The organism is Marinobacter psychrophilus (genome assembly GCF_001043175.1).
Taxonomy (GTDB): Bacteria; Pseudomonadota; Gammaproteobacteria; order Pseudomonadales; family Oleiphilaceae; genus Marinobacter; species Marinobacter psychrophilus.
Window position 1 is genome coordinate 3,928,098 of record NZ_CP011494.1, and the last position, 18,830, is coordinate 3,946,927.

The window sequence follows — 18,830 nt, forward strand, 5'->3', positions numbered from 1 at the left end:
TGTTCCCTGGGTTTGGGAGTTGGAAGTAAAGGGACAGACTTGAAGTCTGTCCCCGGAGTTCGGGCGCCAGGCTTACTGGCACGCTTCGCAGTCAGGTTCGTCAATGCTGCAAACCTGGGGCTGCGGCGCGGCGACTGTTGCGGCTTGTTCGTTGGCGCCGGTGGCACCCAAAGACCGCAGGTAATAGGTGGTTTTCAGGCCGCGCTCCCAGGCCAGTTGGTAGAGTTCGTCGAGTTTTTTGCCGCTGGGTTGGGCCATGTACAGATTCAGGCTTTGGCCCTGGTCTAGCCACTTTTGGCGGCGTGATGCGGCTTCTACCAGCCAGCGAGTGTCTATTTCAAACGCAGTGGCGTAGCGGGATTTCAGTTCGGTGGGTATGCGTTCGATTTGCTGCACGCTGCCGTCGTAGTATTTCAGGTCGTTCACCATCACGTTGTCCCACAGGCCTTCGGCCTTCAGGTCACGCACAAGCGAGGGGTTCACCACGGTGAATTCGCCTGACAGGTTCGATTTTACGAACAGGTTCTGGTAAGCCGGCTCGATGGATTGCGACACACCCACGATGTTGGAAATGGTGGCGGTAGGTGCAATGGCCATCACGTTGCTGTTGCGCATGCCGTGCTTGGCAATCAGGTCACGCACTGGCGCCCAGTCCAGGCGGCTGTCGGTGTTTACGCTCAGGTCGCCTTCAAGGCGGGCGGCTTTTAGCAGTTCGATGGAATCGATGGGCAGTATGTTCTGGCTCCACAGGGAACCTTCGTAGCTTTCATAAGCGCCGCGTTCGGCCGCCAGCCGGGCAGAGGCACGAATGGCGAAGTAGCTCAGCTGCTCCATGGCCACATCGGCAAATTCGACCGCTTGCGGGCTAGTGTATGACAAGCGCAAAGCGTAGAGCGCGTCTTGGAAGCCCATCAAACCCAGGCCTACCGGGCGGTGTTTCAGGTTGGAATTACGCGCTTGGGGTACGGCGTAAAAGTTGATGTCTATAACGTTATCGAGCATCCGCACGGCGGTGTCCACGGTGCGTTCCAGGCGTTTTACATCCAGTTCGCCGTTGCTGATGTGGGCAACCAGGTTTACCGAGCCCAGGTTGCACACAGCGATTTCGTCGGCGCTGGTGTTCAGGGTGATTTCTGTGCACAGGTTAGAACTGTGTACCACGCCTTTGTGCTGCTGCGGCGAGCGCAGGTTGCAGGGGTCTTTGAAGGTTATCCACGGGTGGCCGGTTTCAAACAGCACGGTCAGCATTTTGCGCCACAGCTGCTTGGCGGGGATGGTTTTGAACAGTTCGATTTTGCCTTCTGCGGCCAAGGTTTCGTAGTGCTGGTAGCGTTCGCGGAAGGCGTTGCCGTATAAATCGTGCAAATCGGGCACGTCGTTGGGGCTGAACAGGGTCCAGTCGCGATCTTGACGCATGCGCTCGACCAGCAAATCTGGAACCCAGTTGGCGGTGTTCATGTCGTGGGTGCGGCGGCGTTCGTCACCGGTGTTTTTACGCAGTTCCAGAAACTCTTCGATGTCTAGGTGCCAGCTTTCCAGATAAGCACACACCGCGCCTTTGCGTTTGCCGCCCTGGTTCACGGCAACGGCGGTGTCGTTCACCACTTTCAGGAAAGGCACTATGCCCTGGCTTTGGCCGTTGGTGCCTTTGATGCGTGCACCCATGGCCCGCACCGGTGTCCAGTCGTTACCCAAACCGCCGGCCCATTTTGACAACATGGCGTTATCACGAATCGACCCGTAGATGGCTTCCAGGTCATCGTCCACGGTGGTTAGATAGCAAGACGACAGCTGGGAATGGCGGGTGCCACTGTTGAACAATGTGGGGGTAGACGACATATAGTCGAAGGACGACAGCAGGTCATAGAACTCGATGGCGCGGCTGTTGGGATCGTCTTCACGCAGGGACAGGCCCATGGCCACACGCATGAAGAAGACCTGCGGCAATTCCAGGCGGTCTTCTTTCCAGTGCAGGAAGTACCGGTCATACAGGGTCTGCAGACCCAAAAAGCCAAATTGTAGGTCACGCTCGGGTTTCAATGCAGCGCCCAGGCGTTCCATGTCGAAAGCGGCCATGGCTTCGTCCAGCAATTCGTAACGAATACCGGCGTTGATGAAGGTGCCCAGGGCTTGCGGGTAGACATCGACAAGGCTTAAAGAGGTATCAAGTTTCAGCGCGGTTACGCTTTCCAGCCGCAGCTGTTCCAACAGCAAACGGGCGGTTACGGCGCTGTAGTCCGGTTCGCGCTCTATGCGGCCGCGGGCGGTCATAATCAGCGCCGACAGCACCTCGGATTCGTCGATGCCGTTGTACAGGTTGCGTATGGATTCTTCCACCAGGGATTCGGCGTTAATGCCGTCCAGCCCGAAGGCTGCGTTATCGACCTGCTGTTTCATCAAGCCCAGGTCTAGCGGTACGGTGCGGCCGCCAGCTTGTTTTACGGTCAGGGTTGGGTGAGCTTCTACCGGCTCGTGCAGAGCGCGTTCGCGGGCGTGCTCTTCACGGTAGAGAACGTAGGCCCGCGCCACTTTCTGTTCCTCGGCGCGCATCAGAGCCAGTTCTACCTGGTCTTGAATGTCTTCAATGTGCACTTTACCGCCCGCTTTCAGGCGGCGGCTGATGGCCTGCACCACTTGGTCGGTTACCCTGTGAACGGCATCATTTATGCGGGCAGAGCCCGCCGCCTGGTCACCTTCCACCGCCAGAAATGCCTTGGTGACGGCAACGCCGATTTTTGAAGGGGTAAAATTGACCAGGTTGCCGTTGCGCTTGATCACTTGCAGCGACGCCGCGGTGGCCGCGCTCGCAGCGGGGGTTTCGGCCTGTAGCTTGTTCGACAGATCGTTAGAGAGGGCAGACATAGCAGGTTATCCTGAATACGCGTTTATTCGTTGTCTTCGCGTACGCAGGCAGTCACAACCGAGGCAACTTTTGAAGGTGCCATCAGGCAGTAACACGCACCAAGCCATGCAGACTGGAGTGCTGTTACTGAAACTGTTGCTGCTCACCTGTGTCGCGAAGGTGCAGTGATGCGTTCTTGGCAGGTCTTCGGACTTAGGGGCGTGAACGGTGTGTCTGTTCGTTCGGCCTTGTGTGGCGACTTCCCGGCAACTGCCAGTGTCTTTGTGCCACACTTGTTCCCCAATACCGCTGCGCGTCAGTTCCGGAGTCTCACCGGATTCCCGTTACCAGCTATAGTGATTTGAGCCGTTAGAAATTGATCGTAGCTCACTACATCTGGTATTTGACCAAGAACCTACACACTATATACGGGAATAACCCAATGAACAAGATAGTCTCCATACTCTCGGCATTCTCAACAACACTCGCGATACTGGCGTTGTTCATGTTCAGTTCCGTTGCGTTTTCTCAATCAGAAGAGACAGCGCCCCACCTGCCCCGTTTCTCTGAGATGACAAGCACCTCCGACGGCTGGGAGCCTCTGGAATTCCCCAACATAGATCAGCACTCCAACTATCAACTGTTGGTTGAAGACGGTGTTCAAGTGGTCAAAGCCGACACGGCTGGAAGCGCATCCGGGCTGATTGCGCGGATAAACGTGCAGCCTCAGGATTCGCTGATTCTGCGCTGGCGCTGGAAGGTGTCGAATGTGTTTGCCAAGGGCGATGCCCGCAGTAAAAACGGTGATGACTATCCGGCGCGCATTTACGTGGCTTTTGAGTTTCAGCCCGACAACGCCGGTTTTTTTGAGCGCGCAAAGCGCAAAGCGGTGGAGGTGATGTTCGGAGAAGCTCTGCCGGGTAATGCTATTAACTACATTTGGGCGAACCAGCTGCCTATTGGCGAATGGGTGAGTAACCCTTACACCGATAAAACCCGAATGTTAGCGGTGACCAGCGGCGCGGAAAAAACCGGTGAATGGGTGAGCGTTGAGCGGGATATTACGGCGGACTACCGCAAGGCCTTTGGGGAAGAACCGCCAGCCATTATCGGCATTGCCATTATGTCGGATTCCGACAACACCGGCGAGCAAGCAAGCGCCTGGTATGGCGATATACAACTTGTTAAGGCGCCATGACGCTTATAAATTCGGAAAGCCAATAATTTTATAGCCTAGCCCCAAACGCCGCAGCGGTGGCACCTCGCCTTTTTCAGCGAGGCGGATGTAGGCGTCATCAAATTGTTCGCGCCATATTTCAGCCTGCGGACGACTGAGGGCAAACACCCAAACGCCTTCCCGTGATAACAGCTTGGTGGAATGGAGATTTTCGTCGCCAGGCGCCGACAGCAATGCCTGCACAGGCTTGTGATAATCCACCAAATAGTCACCACGATTGCGCTTAAGCATATCAATTGCAGCGCGATGGTTTGGCGCTTCGGTCAGGGCTATATCGCTTTGTTTTTCCATCCACGACATCAGCCCGCCATAGTTATAGCCGCTGATGACAATCACACGTTTGTGTTTGATCTGGTCAAAACTTTTCAGTGTTTCTGTTGTGTTCAGGTGCCAGGCGTGTAATTCCAGAGTGACCGGGCTTACCCAGCTTTCCAGGGTTTCGTAAACCACCAACGGCGTGCCACTGAGACCCGGCGCCAAGTCTATTATGCCGTCACGCAGGTGCAGCAGCAGGCGGCTGGGAGGTAAAAAGACAAACTCGGTTGCGTAACCCGCTTCAAGAACAACTTTGCGGGTGATGTCAATGAATTCACCCGCTGCCTGGCCCTGACTGTTTTGATACGTGAACGGCGGAAATTCCGTGTAGCCTACCTGCAAAGTCTGACGAGTTGGCGTTGGGTCTGCTAACGCCGGTGGCGACGCCAATGTAAAACCGAACAGGCAGGCCGCACATACAGTCATGAACGCCAAACTGTATGTGCGGTAGCCAGGTTTGAAAAGCAACACAAAAAGGCAATCCATCACGCTCACTTTAATCCACTGAAACGTCTTTTAAGACTATCAGAGCGCCCAAAATCTGCACATAAAAACCCGTTAATTTTCAGGCAAGGGCTTGAACGGGCCGAGTTACCCGGTCTACCAGATACACCAGGCTGTGGTAATCCACGCCACTGTGGCTGCTTAATCCAATTTCACAGGTACGGCTAGTTGATACACCCTCGGTGCAATGCTGTACCACCGTTTGCAAGGTTCGCAAAGCGTGGCCGTTCAGTTCCGGCGTGGTGAAGCCTTTGTCGCCAGCAAAGCCGCAGCAATGAATGTCTTCTGGCACCACAACATGGGTGCTGCACTTACGGGCGATATCGATCAGTGCCTGCCCTTCCCCCAGATGCTGGGTGCTGCAGGTAACGTGTACCGCCACGGATTCGCTCTGTGGCATAAACTCGAGCCGATCCAACAGATGGCTGCGAATAAACCGCACTGGATCGTAAATATCCAGACCGTGATCCTGCTGTTGCAGCAACCGCAGGGTGCAGGGGCTGGTGTCGCAGTAGATCGGGTCGCGGCCGTCGCGGCTGGCCCGTTTTACCGCTGCCAGCATTTCGCTGCGTTTTCGATCCGCCTGCTGTGGGTAGCCTTTGGACGCAAATGGCTGGCCGCAGCACAGCGAATCCATGGCCTCTGGGAACACAACCTCGTAGCCGGCTTTTTCCAACAGCTGTCGGGTTTTTTCCAGCAGCGGCGCCTGCTCGCTGTCAGAACGCGCCGGACCCATGGCGTGGGACACGCACGCTGGCAAGTACACCACCCGCGGCTTTTCAGCAGCTACCGCTGGTTTCGCATGTTCAACCCAGCGCACCGGTTGCGGCGTAGCGGGGTTCCAGAACGGAACACGACCACCACTGAGTTTTTTACTGGCTTCGGTCCAACGCTGCAGGCGGGGTGCGCCTAACAAACGGTTGGCGGTGTCGGCCGCTGCCAGCATCAGCCGGGTGCCCTTCAGGGCCGTCGCAAAGTGTGCGGCCAGCCAATCAGCACGGCTATGGTAATGCGCCTTGCCGGCGCGCAGTTCGCGCACCAGGTCCCCGGTGTTGATCCCCACGGGGCAACGTTGGGCGCAAAGACCCGTGGCGGCGCAGGTGCCTATTCCCTGATATTGATAGGCTTCTTCCAGCTCACGGGTATTTACACCCGCGCGCTTTTTGGCCTGAATGTCACGCCAGATCACAATGCGCTGGCGCGGGCTCAGGCTCAGGCCGTTAGACGGGCACACCGGCTCGCAGAAACCGCACTCAATGCACTTATCGATAATCTCGTTGGCCGCTGGCATGGGCTTGAGATTCTTCAGATGGATGCCGGGGTCTTCAGACAGAACCACGTCTGGATTCAATATTCCCTGTGGGTCCAGAAGGCGCTTTATTTTCCACATCAGCTGGTAGGCGTCGGTCCCCCACTCCAGCTCCACAAACGGCGCCATGTTACGGCCGGTGCCGTGCTCGGCTTTTAAGGACCCGCCAAACTCCACGGCCACCAGCTGAGCCACCTCGCCCATAAACGCTGCATAACGCTCTACCTGGGCCGGATCATCAAAACTCTGGGTGAACACAAAGTGCAGGTTACCTTCCAAAGCGTGGCCGAACAGGATGGCTTCGTGGTAACTGTGTTTTTCAAACAGCTTGATCAGTCGGTTAACGCCTTCCGCCAGCTGCGGGATGGGAAAGGTCACGTCTTCAATAATCACCGTGGTGCCCGTGGGGCGCACGGCGCCGACAGCCGGGAATGTGCCTTTGCGGATGGCCCACAGCTGGCCAGACAAGGTGGCGTCTTCGGTGAAATCGACCTGTTGTTCCACGTGGAACGGCGCCAGCACCGCGCGAATCTGCTCTATCTGTTCGTGCAGCAGCCACTGGCTAGCGGCACGGGTTTCAATCAGTAAGGCACAGGCATCGTCTGACAGAGCTTTTACCCAGGCTGGCAAGCCGGGTTGGTCTTCCACCGATCGTATGCTGCGTCGGTCGAGTAATTCGACCGCATCCACCGGCTGCGGCTTCAACAGCGGCACGGCGCGGCAGCAGTCTTCAACATTGCCGAACACCACCAGAGTGGTGGCTTTGTGCGGGTATTCGGGCACGGTGTTGTAAGTGACGGAACTGATGAAGCCCAGGGTGCCTTCAGAGCCCACCATCAGGTGGGTCAGAATATCCAGCGGATCGTCAAAATCCACCAGTGCGTTCAGCGACAGGCCGGTGGTGTTTTTCATTCGATATTTGTGACGGATTCGGTCCGCCAGCGGGCTGTTGGCGCGGGTGTCCCGGCCTAATTGCGCCAGCTGTTCCAGCAGTTCGCTGTGGCGACGGCTGAAGGCGGCTACACTGGCGGGGTCTTCGCTGTCTAACACCTCGCCATCTGCCAGCACCAGGCGCATGGCGTTCAGGGTTTTATAGCTGTTTTGTGCGGTTCCGCAGCACATGCCGCTGGCGTTGTTGGCAACAATACCGCCGATTTTGCAGGCATTAATAGACGCTGGATCTGGCCCGATTTTGCGCCCCAGAGGCGCCAGAACGGCGTTAGCTTGGGCGCCAATCACACCCGGTTGCAGGCGAATACGGGCACCGTTATCCAGAATATCCCGACGGCTCCAGCCATCGCCCAGCACAATCAGCAACGAATCACTGATGGCCTGGCCCGACAAGCTGGTACCGGCGGCACGAAAGGTAACCGGTACTCGGTGCTTACCCGCCAATTGCAGCAGCGCGACGACCTCGTGTTCGGCGTTTACCCGCACCACCAGCTTGGGAATCAAGCGGTAGAAGCTGGCGTCGGTGCCGAACGCCAGCGTTGACAGCGGATCGTCAAAACGACGCTGTTCGGGAATCAGTTGATTCACGGCACTCACAAAATCGGCGGGCAAACTCATAACAACTCTCTTATTATCAATAAGGGCCTACCGGGCCGCCTGGTTTAGTTCGCGCACCAGCAACTCAGGGCTGATGTCAGCAATGGTTCGCGCGCCGGTGAGCACCATCGCTACGCGCATTTCGCTTTCAATCAATTTCAGTAGGTTAATAACGCCCGCTTCACCATCCGCCGCCAGTGCGTAAATGTAGGCGCGCCCGATCATTGTGCAGTCGGCGCCCAGGGCCAGCATGCGCAACACATCCAGACCGGTACGAATGCCTGAATCCACCAGAATTTTCATATCGCCTTTCACTGCGTCCGCAATGGCAGGCAAGGCGCGGCAAGTAGAAGGCACACCGTCGAGTTGGCGGCCACCGTGGTTCGATACAATAATGCCATCGGCGCCAAAGCTGCGGGCATCACGGGCGTCGTCGGGGTCTAATATGCCTTTGATGACCATCGGGCCATCCCAGAATTCGCGAATCCATTCCAGGTCTTTCCAGCAGATGGACGGGTCAAAATTATTGCCGAGCCAGCCAATGTAGTCGCCCAGGCCGGTGGCGCTGCCGCGGTAAGCAGAAATGTTGCCCAAGTCATGGGGCTTGCCCAGCACGCCTACATCCAGCGCCCAGCGCGGATGGGTTATTGCTTGTAATATGCGGCGTGGCGCCGCGTAGGGCCCACTCATGCCGGAGTGGGCATCGCGGTAGCGGGCGCCAGGTACTGGCATGTCTACAGTAAACACTAGGGTAGTTACGCCCGCCGCTTTGGCTCGCTCCAGCGCGTTGCGCATAAAACCACGGTCTTTCAACACGTACAGCTGAAACCACATAGGCCGGCTGATGACGGGGGCCACTTCTTCAATCGGGCACACCGACACAGTCGACATGGTAAACGGCACGCCCTGGTTATCAGCGGCGCGGGCGGCCTGCACTTCACCGCGACGGGCGAACATGCCGGTCAAACCTACCGGCGACAGAGCTACCGGCATTGACAGGGTTTCGTCAAACAGCTCGGTGGTCAGGTCCAGCTGGGTCATGTCATTCAATACCCGTTGGCGAAGGGCAATGTCTGACAGGTCTTCCACGTTGCGTTTAAGCGTGTGCTCGTTGTATGAGCCGCCGTCGATGTAATGAAACAAAAAAGGTGGAAGCCGACGTTTGGCCGCAGCGCGGTAATCGGTAGATGCAGAAATAATCATCAGGCATGTCCTGTTCAGGTTGCAGGATGTGCGCCCCGCAAGCACGGAGCGCCTTCAATGCAATGTTCTAGAGCCCTCAGCTAACTAAATAGCCCTGAGCTGGTTAAAGAGCCATTAACGGGTCTGTAAAGTCCAACACATAGGCCGCAATTAAGGCAATTATGCCTGTCATCAGCACGTAATACAGCGTTGGCCATACCGTGCGGCGCAACGTTGCACCCTCGCGGCCAAGCAGCCCCACCGTCGCCGACGCCGCCACCACGTTGTGAATGGCCACCATATTACCGGCCGCTGCACCAATCGCTTGAATCGACACCATTAACGCGGTCGACAAACCAAGGTTGGTGGCAACACCAAACTGGAACTGGCTGAACATCATATTGGAAACCGTGTTGGAACCTGCCAGGAACGCACCCAAAGCACCAATGCTCGGCGCGACCAGTGGGTAAATACCGCCTACCGTGTCGGCCACATAGCGGGCCATCAAAATCGGCATGCTGGGCAGATCCGCAGCGTTAACGCCAGAGTTGATCAAAATACGCACCATAGGCACCGTGAACAGCAGCACAAAGCCCGCGCTGAGCAACACACCGCCAGACTCTTTCACCGCTTGGCTCAGCTCTTTAACCTTCATACGATGCAGGAAGAATGTCGCCAGCACCACCATCACCAGAATACCACCCGGCAAGTAAAGCGGCTGAATACCCGCGCCAATATCGGCTTCGCCCAGCAGATTACCGAAGCTGACAGACACCGACTTGAACAGCGCGGTTACCTCCGGGAACACCCGGCTGACGACCAGCAACACCGCCACCAGCAAATATGGGCTCCAGGCGCGAAAGCTGCTCATAGGCCTGTCGGTCAGCTCCTCCAATTTCATTTCGATACTGCCCAACCACTCTTGTGGCCAATCTTTACGGTCAGCGAAGTCCCAGGTGGTTTTCGGTATTAAAAAGCCCTTGCGCGCTGCGGTGGTGACGATGGCCAGGCCGACCAAACCGCCCATCAGCGCTGGAAATTCAGGCCCCAGGAAAATACCGGTCAGCACGTAAGGTATGGTGACCGATACGCCGGCAAACAGGGCAAAGGGCAGCACTTCAAACACCGCACGCCAGCTTTTGTCCTTGCCGAAAAAGCGCACCAGCATGAGCACCATAATCATCGGCATAAACGTGCCAACAATCGCGTGAATAGAGGCTACCTGGGTGGTAATCAGCTGAAGGTAAGCGTCCCAACTGGAGCCATTAGCTACCAGCTGGGCACCAATGGTCGCGGTATCAAGCCCGGTATTCACGCCAACAATAATAGGCGTGCCCACAGCGCCGAATGACACCGGTGTGCTCTGTACCAGCATGCCCATCAATACCGCCGCCATGGCCGGAAAACCAATGGCCACCAACAACGGCGCCGCGATGGCTGCCGGTGTACCGAAGCCAGACGCACCTTCAATGAAGCAACCGAACAACCAGGCAATGATAATGGCCTGAACCCGGCGGTCTGGACTGATGGTGGTAAAACCGGCGCGAATAACCATGATAGCGCCGGAGTGTTTGAGGGTATTCAGCAGCAAGATCGCGCCAAAAATAATCCACAGCAGCCCCAGCGTAATAACCAGACCCTGCAGGGAAGAGGCCAGCACCCGGTTAAGAGACATGTCCCAGGCGAACAGGGCAATACCAGCACTGGCCAGATACACCAGCGGCATGGCCTGGCGAGCCGGCCAGCGTAGGCCGATCAGCAAAATGCCGGCCAGCAGAATGGGAACAAAGGCAAAAAAGGCAAATAAACCCGTCGACATCAAAGAGCTCCTATACTTGTTATTAGCTAGATCTCTTATAATTGGTAATACCAATTTACAATCTAGTGCCGACAGGTTAAAAAAACATCAGGCCCAGTGTCAAACGAAATTTAATAGACATTAGTATACGTAGTCGTACGGGGGTATTGATGGAGACGGCAAAACCTTGTTAAGTTTAGGAATTGGTCTTACCAAAGGTGTCAAAGATGGAATTGCCACAGATTCGCCAACGCCGGCTATCTGACACGATTATGGATCGGCTGGAAAGCATGATTCTGGAAGGCGCCCTGAAGCCCGGCGAACGGCTGCCCGCAGAGCGCGCTCTGGCCGAACAGTTTGGGGTTTCACGGCCGTCACTGCGAGAAGCGGTGCAGAAGCTGGTGGCCAAAGGGCTGCTGGTCAGCCGTCAAGGCGGTGGAAATTACGTCACCGACAAGCTGGGGTCTAGTTTTAGTGACCCATTACTGGCGCTGCTGGAAAGCCACCCAGAAGCCCACCAGGATTTGCTGGAATTCCGCCACACCCTGGAAGCAGATTGCGCCTACTACGCCGCCTTGCGCGCCACCGAAGTAGATCGCAAACACTTGCAGGCCGCTTTTGATGAACTTCAGGCCTGTTACAGCGATAGCACCCACACCCAAGAGGCTCGCTCCAAAGAAGGCGTTACTGACGCGCGCTTTCACATGGCTATTGCCGAGGCCAGCCACAACATGGTGTTACTGCACACCATGCGCGGCCTGTTTGACCTGCTCAAACGCAACGTGGTGACGAACATTGGCGGCATGTACGAGCTGCGCGGCGAAACCCGTGAGCGCCTGGTGAACCAGCATAGCGAGCTGTTTCGGGCCATTATGGAAGCACGGCCAAACGACGCCCGGCGCAACGCAAGCGAACACATCAGCTACGTGCAAGAAGTGTTGACGAACAATCGCGAAGCAGAGGTGCGCACAGCGCGCGCAGAGCGTTATCGGTTTCTAGAAAACTTCGACAAACACTAGTTGCAGCTCAAGGCTCGGCAACCCAGTGTTATGATCAGCGAGAAAAGGCGGGCCCTAAACGCAAAGTTGGCTGTTGCGCTTGTTCTTATCCAGCCATACTGAAACAATCGCGGGCACCAATTTCTATCACCCCCTATCATTATGGCCAACCATGCAACTATTAGTTCGTAATCTCGCCCGCACCACAACCGAACAGGAAATCCGCGAGCTGTTTGAGGCACACGGCACCGTGACCGAATGCACTCTGGTTCTGGACAAAGAAACCGGCAAATCAAAAGGGTTTGGTTTCGTTGAGATGCCCGACGCAAAACAGGCAAAGCTGGCCAGGGCAAAGTTGCACGAAACGCGTGTCGGCAGCAACAAAATACGGGTAAAAACGGCTCAAGAAAAATAACAAACCAAGGTTTTCTGGCCCGAGTTTTAAAGCCCGGCTAACTCTTGAGAGCTGCCAGAATCTCAAACGAACGCAAGCGATCTTGCTGGTTGTAAAGATCGCAGGTGAACAGAAGCTCGTCCGCCTGGGTATGCTGCAAAAGCGTTTGCAGTTTCTGTTTGACGGTGTCGCCACTGCCAATCATCGCCAGGCCCAAGAAATCTCGCACAGTTTGCTCTTCCTGGGAATGCCACAGGCCATCCATACTCGCCACTGGTGGGCGCATCTTCAGGCTCTGACCACGGATTAACGACAATATGCGTTGATAGGTGGTGGTGGCCAACAACTCGGCTTGCTCATCGGTGTCTGCTGCAACCAAAGGCACACCCAGCATCACATAGGGCTTGTCCAGAAATTCCGACGGCTGAAACTGGCTGCGGTATAGTTCTATAGCCTGCATCATCATGCGCGGCGCAAAGTGCGACGCAAAGGCGTAAGGCAAACCCTTTTTTGCCGCCAGTTGTGCGCTGAACAAGCTGGATCCTAACAACCAGATTGGCACATTGCTGTTCACACCCGGCATAGCGACAACTTTTTGGCCTGGCTGCCGCGGCCCTAGAAATGCCTGCAGTTCTTCCACGTCCGCAGGAAAATCATCCACACTTCCGCTCAGGTGTTTGCGCAAAGCGCGGGATGTAAGTGGGTCCGTGCCTGGCGCACGGCCTAAGCCCAGGTCAATACGGCCCGGGTAAAGCGCTTCCAGAGTGCCGAACTGTTCGGCGATCACGATGGGCGCGTGGTTTGGCAGCATAACGCCCCCAGCCCCCACGCGAATTTTCTGCGTACCCGCCGCCAGATAACCAACCACAACCGCGGTGGCGGAGCTGACAATGGCGTCCATATTGTGGTGTTCGGCCACCCAGTAACGGTTAAAGCCTAACTGTTCCACATGTTTAGCCAGCGTCAGTGAGCGCTGCAAAGCCGGCGCGGCGCCTTCATCGTTGTCTTTTGTGGAGGCTAAATCCAATACTGAAAACGCCACGTCGTTTATGTTCATTGCCAATCCCCCCTTCACTTCATGCTGTCACGATTTGAATAGCTCGCGTACTAGTAGCTTTTCATCACGATAACACATTGATACCGACGCAGACGTTGGGGATTGCCTACGGGGCACTCACAACCCGGCGACGCAACCATCACTTCGGGGATCGGCTGCGCCTTCTATCACGCCGTCCGGCCTCAACACTAATGCGCCGGCATGGCCCATGGTATCGCTGAAGGCTTCATTTAGTGGCTCAACGACATGCCCTGCTGCTTTAAGTTCGTCTACCAGCCCCGGTGCGATCCTGCTTTCCAGTTTCAGTGTGGTGCTGGTGTCGCCCCAGGTGCGGCCAAGCAACCATCGCGGAGCGGTCACGGCTTGCTGCAAACCCTGATTGAACAGAGCATAGCGGCTGAACACCATGGCCTGGGTCTGAGGCTGGCCCTCACCGCCCATGGTGCCGTAACTCATCACCCGTCCATCATCAAAATGCGCAAGGGCCGGGTTCAGGGTATGGAAAGGTTTACGGCCGGGCTCCAACGCCTGCAACGCGCCGGGTTTCAGGGAGAAACTGATGCCCCTGTTCTGCCAGTTTATGCCGGTGTCTTTCAGCACCACGCCAGAGCCAAACTCCCAATAGATACTTTGTATAAAGCTGACAGCACGGCCCGCGTTATCGATACACCCCATCCAGATGGTGTCGCCCGGGCTGGCAGGATCGGGCCATGGCATCGCCTTGGCGGGATCAATGTCTGCAGCCATGGCTGCCAGTTTCTCCGGGGACAGATAATCTGACGGCACTCCCGGCAATCTGTCCGGGTCTGTTACCAAACGGTCGCGCACGCGGAACGCCTGTTTGGTGGCTTCAACCAGGCCGTGAATATAGTCAAAACCTTCCGCTTCTTTTACGCCCAAACGATCGAAGATACCCAGAATCATTAATGATGCCAGCCCTTGAGTCGGTGGTGGCAGGTTGAAAATTCGGGCACCCCGCACCTTTACCTGCAGCGGCGACACCAGCATGGCCCGACAAGATGCCAGGTCTGCGGTGGTTAACGGGCTGCCCAGGCGCGACAGCTCATCACCCATGGCTTTACCAAGTTCACCTCTGTAAAAATCGTCCAGTCCGGCCCGGGCCAGTTGCTCAAGAGTGTTCGCCAGAGCCCCCTGTTTCATCAGTGACCCCGGCTGTGGCACCTTGCCACCGGGCATAAAGGTTTCAAAGAACCCAGGCGCGTCGCTCATCTGATGACTTTTTGCAGCTGTCAGTGCAGCCTGGCTTTCGGTGACAACAATGCCTCGGGTTGCCTGGTCGATGGCCGGTGCTAACAACCGTGTCAGCGGCATTGGTTTACCCCAACCACCGGCAATGGCCAGTGCCTCCTGCCAGCCGGCGACCGTGCCAGCGCTGGTCAGTGCGGCAAGCGGGCCACGGGAAGGTATTGCCTCGTAGCCTTGGTAAAACCCGCGGGTTGCTGCGCCCGCTGCACGACCGCAGGCGTCAATAGCCACCGGCGCCTTACCGGGCTCGTGGATCAGCCAGAAGCCATCACCGCCGATAGAGTTCATATGAGGGTAGACCGTTGCAATAGACGCCGCCGCGGCCACCATCGCCTCTACCGCATTGCCACCCTCGCGAAGCACATCACGGCCTGCATGCGCCGCCTGGTGGTGGGGTGCTACAAACATACCGTTCGCTGAATAGACGGTTTTAAGCATGATGATTTTCTCCGGAATGCGCCACAACGTCAGTCTTGTATTGAGGGTATTGGCGGCTCATCAGATTACCAATCCGTAGAACATCCGCAACGACGTGATAAACAGAAACAGCGCAAACAGCTGCTTGAGTGCAGTGGCGTTGATCGAGTGTGCTAACCGCGCGCCCACAGGCGCCATAAGCATCGTGGCCGGCACAATCAGCGCCAGGCCGACAAGGTTGATATACCCCAGCGTGAACGGTGGCCGCGACTCAACGCCAATGCCGTTGATCAGAAAGCCGATGGCGCCCGGCACGCTGATCACAAACCCCAGCGCAGCACCCGTCCCGACCGCCGTGATCATGGGTATTCGCATGGCGCTTAGAACCGGCACGCTAAGAGTGCCACCACCTATTCCCATCAGGGTCGAAATGCCGCCGATAAACATCCCCAATACACCGGAACCGGCCGGTCCTGGCAGACCGTCACGAACACTGAAACTGTCTTTTTTGAAAGCCATGTTCAAGGCCACCAACAATGCGATAGTGGCGAACACGGCCGTTAATACGTGGCCATCCACAAAACCAGAGACGACAGCGCCAATAAGCACACCCACGATGACACCCGGTATAAGCTTCCGGAGAACATCTGCATCCAGGCTTCCACGTTTTAAATGGGCGCGAGAGGACATAATGGAGGTCGGGATAATCGTCGCCAATGACGTGCCTACCGCCACATGCATGCGGACAGCTTCATCAATGCCCAGAAATGTGAACAGGTGATAAAGCACCGGCACGATCACAATGCCACCACCCACACCCAGTAGCCCGGCCATCAGGCCAGCTATAATGCCAGTGACCATCAGCGACAGCGCCAGACCCGCCAGCCAGCCAATGGAATAATCAGCAAAAAAATCCATACTAAATTCCAGTTTGAGAATTACCAGCCAATCGCTTCTGGTAGCCAGGTTACCAGAGCCGGGAACTGAAAAAGCACCACCAAAGCCAGCAATTGTAGTGCAACGAACGGCAAGACACCGACATAAATGTCACGGGTGGTGATGCCTTTTGGCGCAACGCCCTTGAGAAAGAATAACGCCCAACCGAAGGGAGGTGTGAGAAATGACATCTGCAGATTCATGGCCACCATGATCGCCAGCCACACCATGTCTGTGCCGTAATTCATAAACACCGGTAAGAACATCGGCAAGGCAATGTAAGAGATTTCGATCCATTCCAGGAAAAAACCGAGCACAAACAGCACCACCATCAAAAACAGAATCGCTCCGAACTCGCCGCCCGGCAGTAGATCGAACATGGCATGCACCATTTGATCCCCACCCAGCCCCCGAAACGCCAGAGAAAATGGCTGGGCACAGAGCAGGATGAAGAACACCATGGCCGAAATAACCAACGTGCCATGGAGGGTCTCCTTAAGCATTGCGGGGTTGAAACCCTTAGCGACTACTGCAATCAGCAGTGCACCCAACGCTCCCATAGAGGCTGCTTCAGTCGGCGCGGCAACGCCTCCAATGATTGACCCCAGCACCGCAAACACCAACAGTAACGGCGGCATGACATGGGCAAAGAGATCTTTGATGAGCTTCTTGCGGCTGATCAAAGCCCTTTCCTCTGCTGGGATTGCCGGAACCAGCTCCTTCTTGAACACCCCGAGCAGCAGCAAATACACTATGTAAATACTGGCGAGGATCAGCCCTGGTATGAACGCCGCCGCAAACAGTGTCCCCACCGATTCCCCGACAATATCCGACAGCAAAATCAGTACCAGACTGGGGGGGATAATCTGACCCAACGTACCCGACGCACAGATGGTCCCACAGGACACGCTCGGCGAATAACCCCGTCGCATCAATGCCGGCAGCGTCAACAAACCAACGGTCACCACGGTGGCACCAACGATGCCTGTGGATGCCCCCATCAATACCCCAACCAGAATAATTGCCAGACCCATGCCGCCATTCAGACCACCCATCGCCTTGCCGATCGTTTCCAGCATGTTCTCGGCAACTTTCGATTTCTCCAGCATGACCCCCATGAACACAAACAGAGGAATCGCCAGTAGTGTGTAATTGGTTACCACACCAAAAAGACGCGCAGGCATCAGGTAAAACAAATTGGTACCGAAGCCGAGATAACCCGCTACGAAGCCGGATACCGCTAACGAAATGGCCACTGGTACTCCAAGAATCATCAGCCCCAGAAAGCCTGCAATCATGCCAATCACGAGCCATTCGTTACCACTCATACTGGCTCCTCGGCCGTTAACTGCGCTGCAACCGGCATGGCATTGTCAGGATTACGGAGCTGGATAAGGGCACGGAAGCAATCCGCCACACCCTGCAACAGCAGCAATCCAAAACCTAAAGGTATAAATGCTTTAAGAAGATAACGAAAAGCCAGACCACCCGGGTCCGGGGAGCCCTCGTTCAAGTTGTAGGACTGAATAACGTAGAATATAGACAGCCAGGCAATGATGCCCCCTATCGCAACGGTCAACAGCGACGACAGCAAGTCCACCAAGGCACGAAGGCGCACAGAGAAGCGCTCGTAGAGAAAGTCTATTCGCACATCCGCTCGGTGTTTCATGGAATAGGACAAACCCAGCAGCGCGATTGGCGATACCAGATGCCACTCCAGCTCCTGCAACGATACCGGCCCGATGGAGAACAGGTACCGCAAAATCACATTGGTCGCCACCATCAGAACGAGGGCAAGCACGCAGAAGCGTGCCAGCCCACCCATTTGCTCTACCAGCCACTCAAGACCATTAACGATCGTTCGCAAGGCGAAGCTCCGGTTACAGATTTAGCAGGGGTTTCTCGCTCAGGGAGGCCCAGGAACTGTGTTTGTCTTTGAACGCCATGAAGGAGTCGTAGACCTTTTTTATCTGCTCGTCAGAGTTCGCCATGGTTGAGAGCGTGTCGCTGGTCACTTCCTTGAGACGGCTGACAATGGGCGCAGGCAGTGGCTTGGCAATAACACCCTCGTTTTCAACCAGATCTCTCAGAGCATCAGCATTATTAGCCTCAGACCAGGCTAGGCTTTCCAGCACCGAAGCCTGAGCAGCCATTTGAATAATCATCTGCAAATCTTTGGGCAAACTGTCCCAAACCTTCTTATTGATCAGAAGCTCGGTGACGTTGGTGGGTTCATGCCAGCCGGTGGTGTAATAGTTTTTAGCTGCTTTATGTAGACCCAAGCGACGGTCTTGATAGGGGCCAACAAACTCTGCGGCATCAATGACACCGCGTTCCAGGGCGGGGAAAATCTCGCCACCAGGCAACAGGCGAACAGACACACCAAGCTCGCTGTAGACTTTGCCGGCGAGGCCCGGAATACGCATTTTGAGGCCGTTCAGGTCGCTGACCGTTTCAATCGGATCACGGAACCAGCCAGTCATCTGCACACCTGTATTACCCATTGGAAATGCGATCAGGCCATACGGCTCATAAAGCTCATGCCATAATTTGAGACCGCCGCCATGGTAGAGCCAAGACATCATGCCCTGGGTGTTCAACCCGAATGGCACCGTGGTAAAAAATTGCGCGGCCGGAATTTTTCCAGCCCAGAAATAGGCATTCGCCGCGTTCATCTCGACGGTGCCTTGGGCAACCGCGTTAAACCCTTCCAGTGCGGGAATCAGTTCGCCTGCGGCGAAATGGGAAATATTCAAACGACCGCCGGACATCTCACCCACTTTCTGACAAAAATCCGTCGGGCTACCCGGCCCCTGAACATAGAAAGGTGAGCCTGGCGGGTAGGCGTTCGTCATCTTCAGGTTGAAAGTTTCCTTAGAGGCGGCCGCGCTCACAATGCCGGGCGTGCCAAAAGCAATACCTGCGGTAGTGGAGGCAAGGGCAGCGCCCAGGAATTTGCGTCGGTTGATAGTCATATTGAAAGCACCTGTGGAATCGTTTGAGAACGGACAGCGCTATTCTCGATCA

At 56.0% G+C, this 18,830-nt stretch carries 14 protein-coding genes and 1 riboswitch; of the genes, 3 read left to right on the forward strand and 11 right to left on the reverse strand.

Features of this window, described 5'->3' with window-relative positions; genetic code table 11:
* Positions 1-72: 72 nt before the first annotated feature.
* Positions 73-2,862, reverse strand: coding sequence for a ribonucleoside-diphosphate reductase subunit alpha (locus tag ABA45_RS17885; protein WP_048388438.1), 2,790 nt, complete (start codon positions 2,860-2,862; stop codon positions 73-75).
* Between the two features lie 161 nt (positions 2,863-3,023).
* Positions 3,024-3,228, reverse strand: a riboswitch (cobalamin riboswitch).
* A 119-nt stretch (positions 3,229-3,347) separates the two neighbouring features.
* On the opposite strand from ABA45_RS17885, the gene ABA45_RS17890 reads away from it, so the two are divergent.
* Positions 3,348-4,040: a DUF3047 domain-containing protein gene (locus tag ABA45_RS17890; protein ID WP_048388440.1), complete on the forward strand. Its 693-nt coding sequence runs from the start codon at positions 3,348-3,350 to the stop codon at positions 4,038-4,040.
* A gap of 3 nt (positions 4,041-4,043) precedes the next feature.
* On the opposite strand, the gene ABA45_RS17895 is transcribed toward ABA45_RS17890, so the two are convergent.
* The 4 genes from ABA45_RS17895 to ABA45_RS17910 form a co-directional block, all read right to left on the reverse strand.
* Entirely contained in the window at positions 4,044-4,880 is an 837-nt protein-coding gene (locus tag ABA45_RS17895; RefSeq protein WP_048388442.1) for a substrate-binding periplasmic protein, read from the reverse strand.
* 79 nt (positions 4,881-4,959) lie between these two features.
* Positions 4,960-7,776, reverse strand: a complete 2,817-nt coding sequence (locus tag ABA45_RS17900; RefSeq protein ID WP_048388444.1) for an FAD-binding and (Fe-S)-binding domain-containing protein — start codon at positions 7,774-7,776, stop codon at positions 4,960-4,962.
* Between the two features lie 27 nt (positions 7,777-7,803).
* Positions 7,804-8,958, reverse strand: coding sequence for an FMN-dependent L-lactate dehydrogenase LldD (gene lldD / locus ABA45_RS17905; protein WP_048388446.1), 1,155 nt, complete (start codon positions 8,956-8,958; stop codon positions 7,804-7,806).
* A 103-nt stretch (positions 8,959-9,061) separates the two neighbouring features.
* Positions 9,062-10,756, reverse strand: a complete 1,695-nt coding sequence (locus ABA45_RS17910; protein WP_048388448.1) for an L-lactate permease — start codon at positions 10,754-10,756, stop codon at positions 9,062-9,064.
* Between the two features lie 206 nt (positions 10,757-10,962).
* Between ABA45_RS17910 and ABA45_RS17915 the strand changes: the two genes are divergently transcribed.
* Positions 10,963-11,754, forward strand: a complete 792-nt coding sequence (locus ABA45_RS17915) for a GntR family transcriptional regulator (protein WP_048388449.1) — start codon at positions 10,963-10,965, stop codon at positions 11,752-11,754.
* Between the two features lie 151 nt (positions 11,755-11,905).
* Positions 11,906-12,148: an RNA recognition motif domain-containing protein gene (locus ABA45_RS17920; RefSeq protein WP_048388451.1), complete on the forward strand. Its 243-nt coding sequence runs from the start codon at positions 11,906-11,908 to the stop codon at positions 12,146-12,148.
* Positions 12,149-12,185: 37 nt separating this feature from the next.
* On the opposite strand, the gene ABA45_RS17925 is transcribed toward ABA45_RS17920, so the two are convergent.
* From ABA45_RS17925 to ABA45_RS17950, 6 genes are all read right to left on the reverse strand, one after another.
* Positions 12,186-13,184 (reverse strand): LLM class flavin-dependent oxidoreductase, encoded by a 999-nt coding sequence (locus ABA45_RS17925; protein WP_048388453.1) that lies wholly within the window; start codon positions 13,182-13,184, stop codon positions 12,186-12,188.
* A gap of 117 nt (positions 13,185-13,301) precedes the next feature.
* Complete coding sequence (locus ABA45_RS17930) at positions 13,302-14,888, reverse strand: gamma-glutamyltransferase family protein (protein ID WP_048388455.1); 1,587 nt, start codon at positions 14,886-14,888, stop codon at positions 13,302-13,304.
* 60 nt (positions 14,889-14,948) lie between these two features.
* Complete coding sequence (locus ABA45_RS17935) at positions 14,949-15,785, reverse strand: sulfite exporter TauE/SafE family protein (protein ID WP_048388456.1); 837 nt, start codon at positions 15,783-15,785, stop codon at positions 14,949-14,951.
* 20 nt (positions 15,786-15,805) lie between these two features.
* Positions 15,806-17,131 (reverse strand): TRAP transporter large permease, encoded by a 1,326-nt coding sequence (locus tag ABA45_RS17940; protein WP_048388457.1) that lies wholly within the window; start codon positions 17,129-17,131, stop codon positions 15,806-15,808.
* The gene (locus ABA45_RS17945) at positions 17,128-17,670 is read right to left on the reverse strand and encodes a TRAP transporter small permease subunit (protein ID WP_084708388.1); all 543 of its coding nucleotides are present in this window, start codon (positions 17,668-17,670) and stop codon (positions 17,128-17,130) included. Before ABA45_RS17945 ends, ABA45_RS17940 begins: the two co-directional genes overlap by 4 nt.
* A gap of 13 nt (positions 17,671-17,683) precedes the next feature.
* Positions 17,684-18,778 carry a TRAP transporter substrate-binding protein gene (locus ABA45_RS17950; RefSeq protein WP_048388458.1) on the reverse strand — a complete coding sequence of 365 codons (1,095 nt, stop codon included), beginning with the start codon at positions 18,776-18,778 and terminating at the stop codon, positions 17,684-17,686.
* Positions 18,779-18,830: the final 52 nt, after the last annotated feature.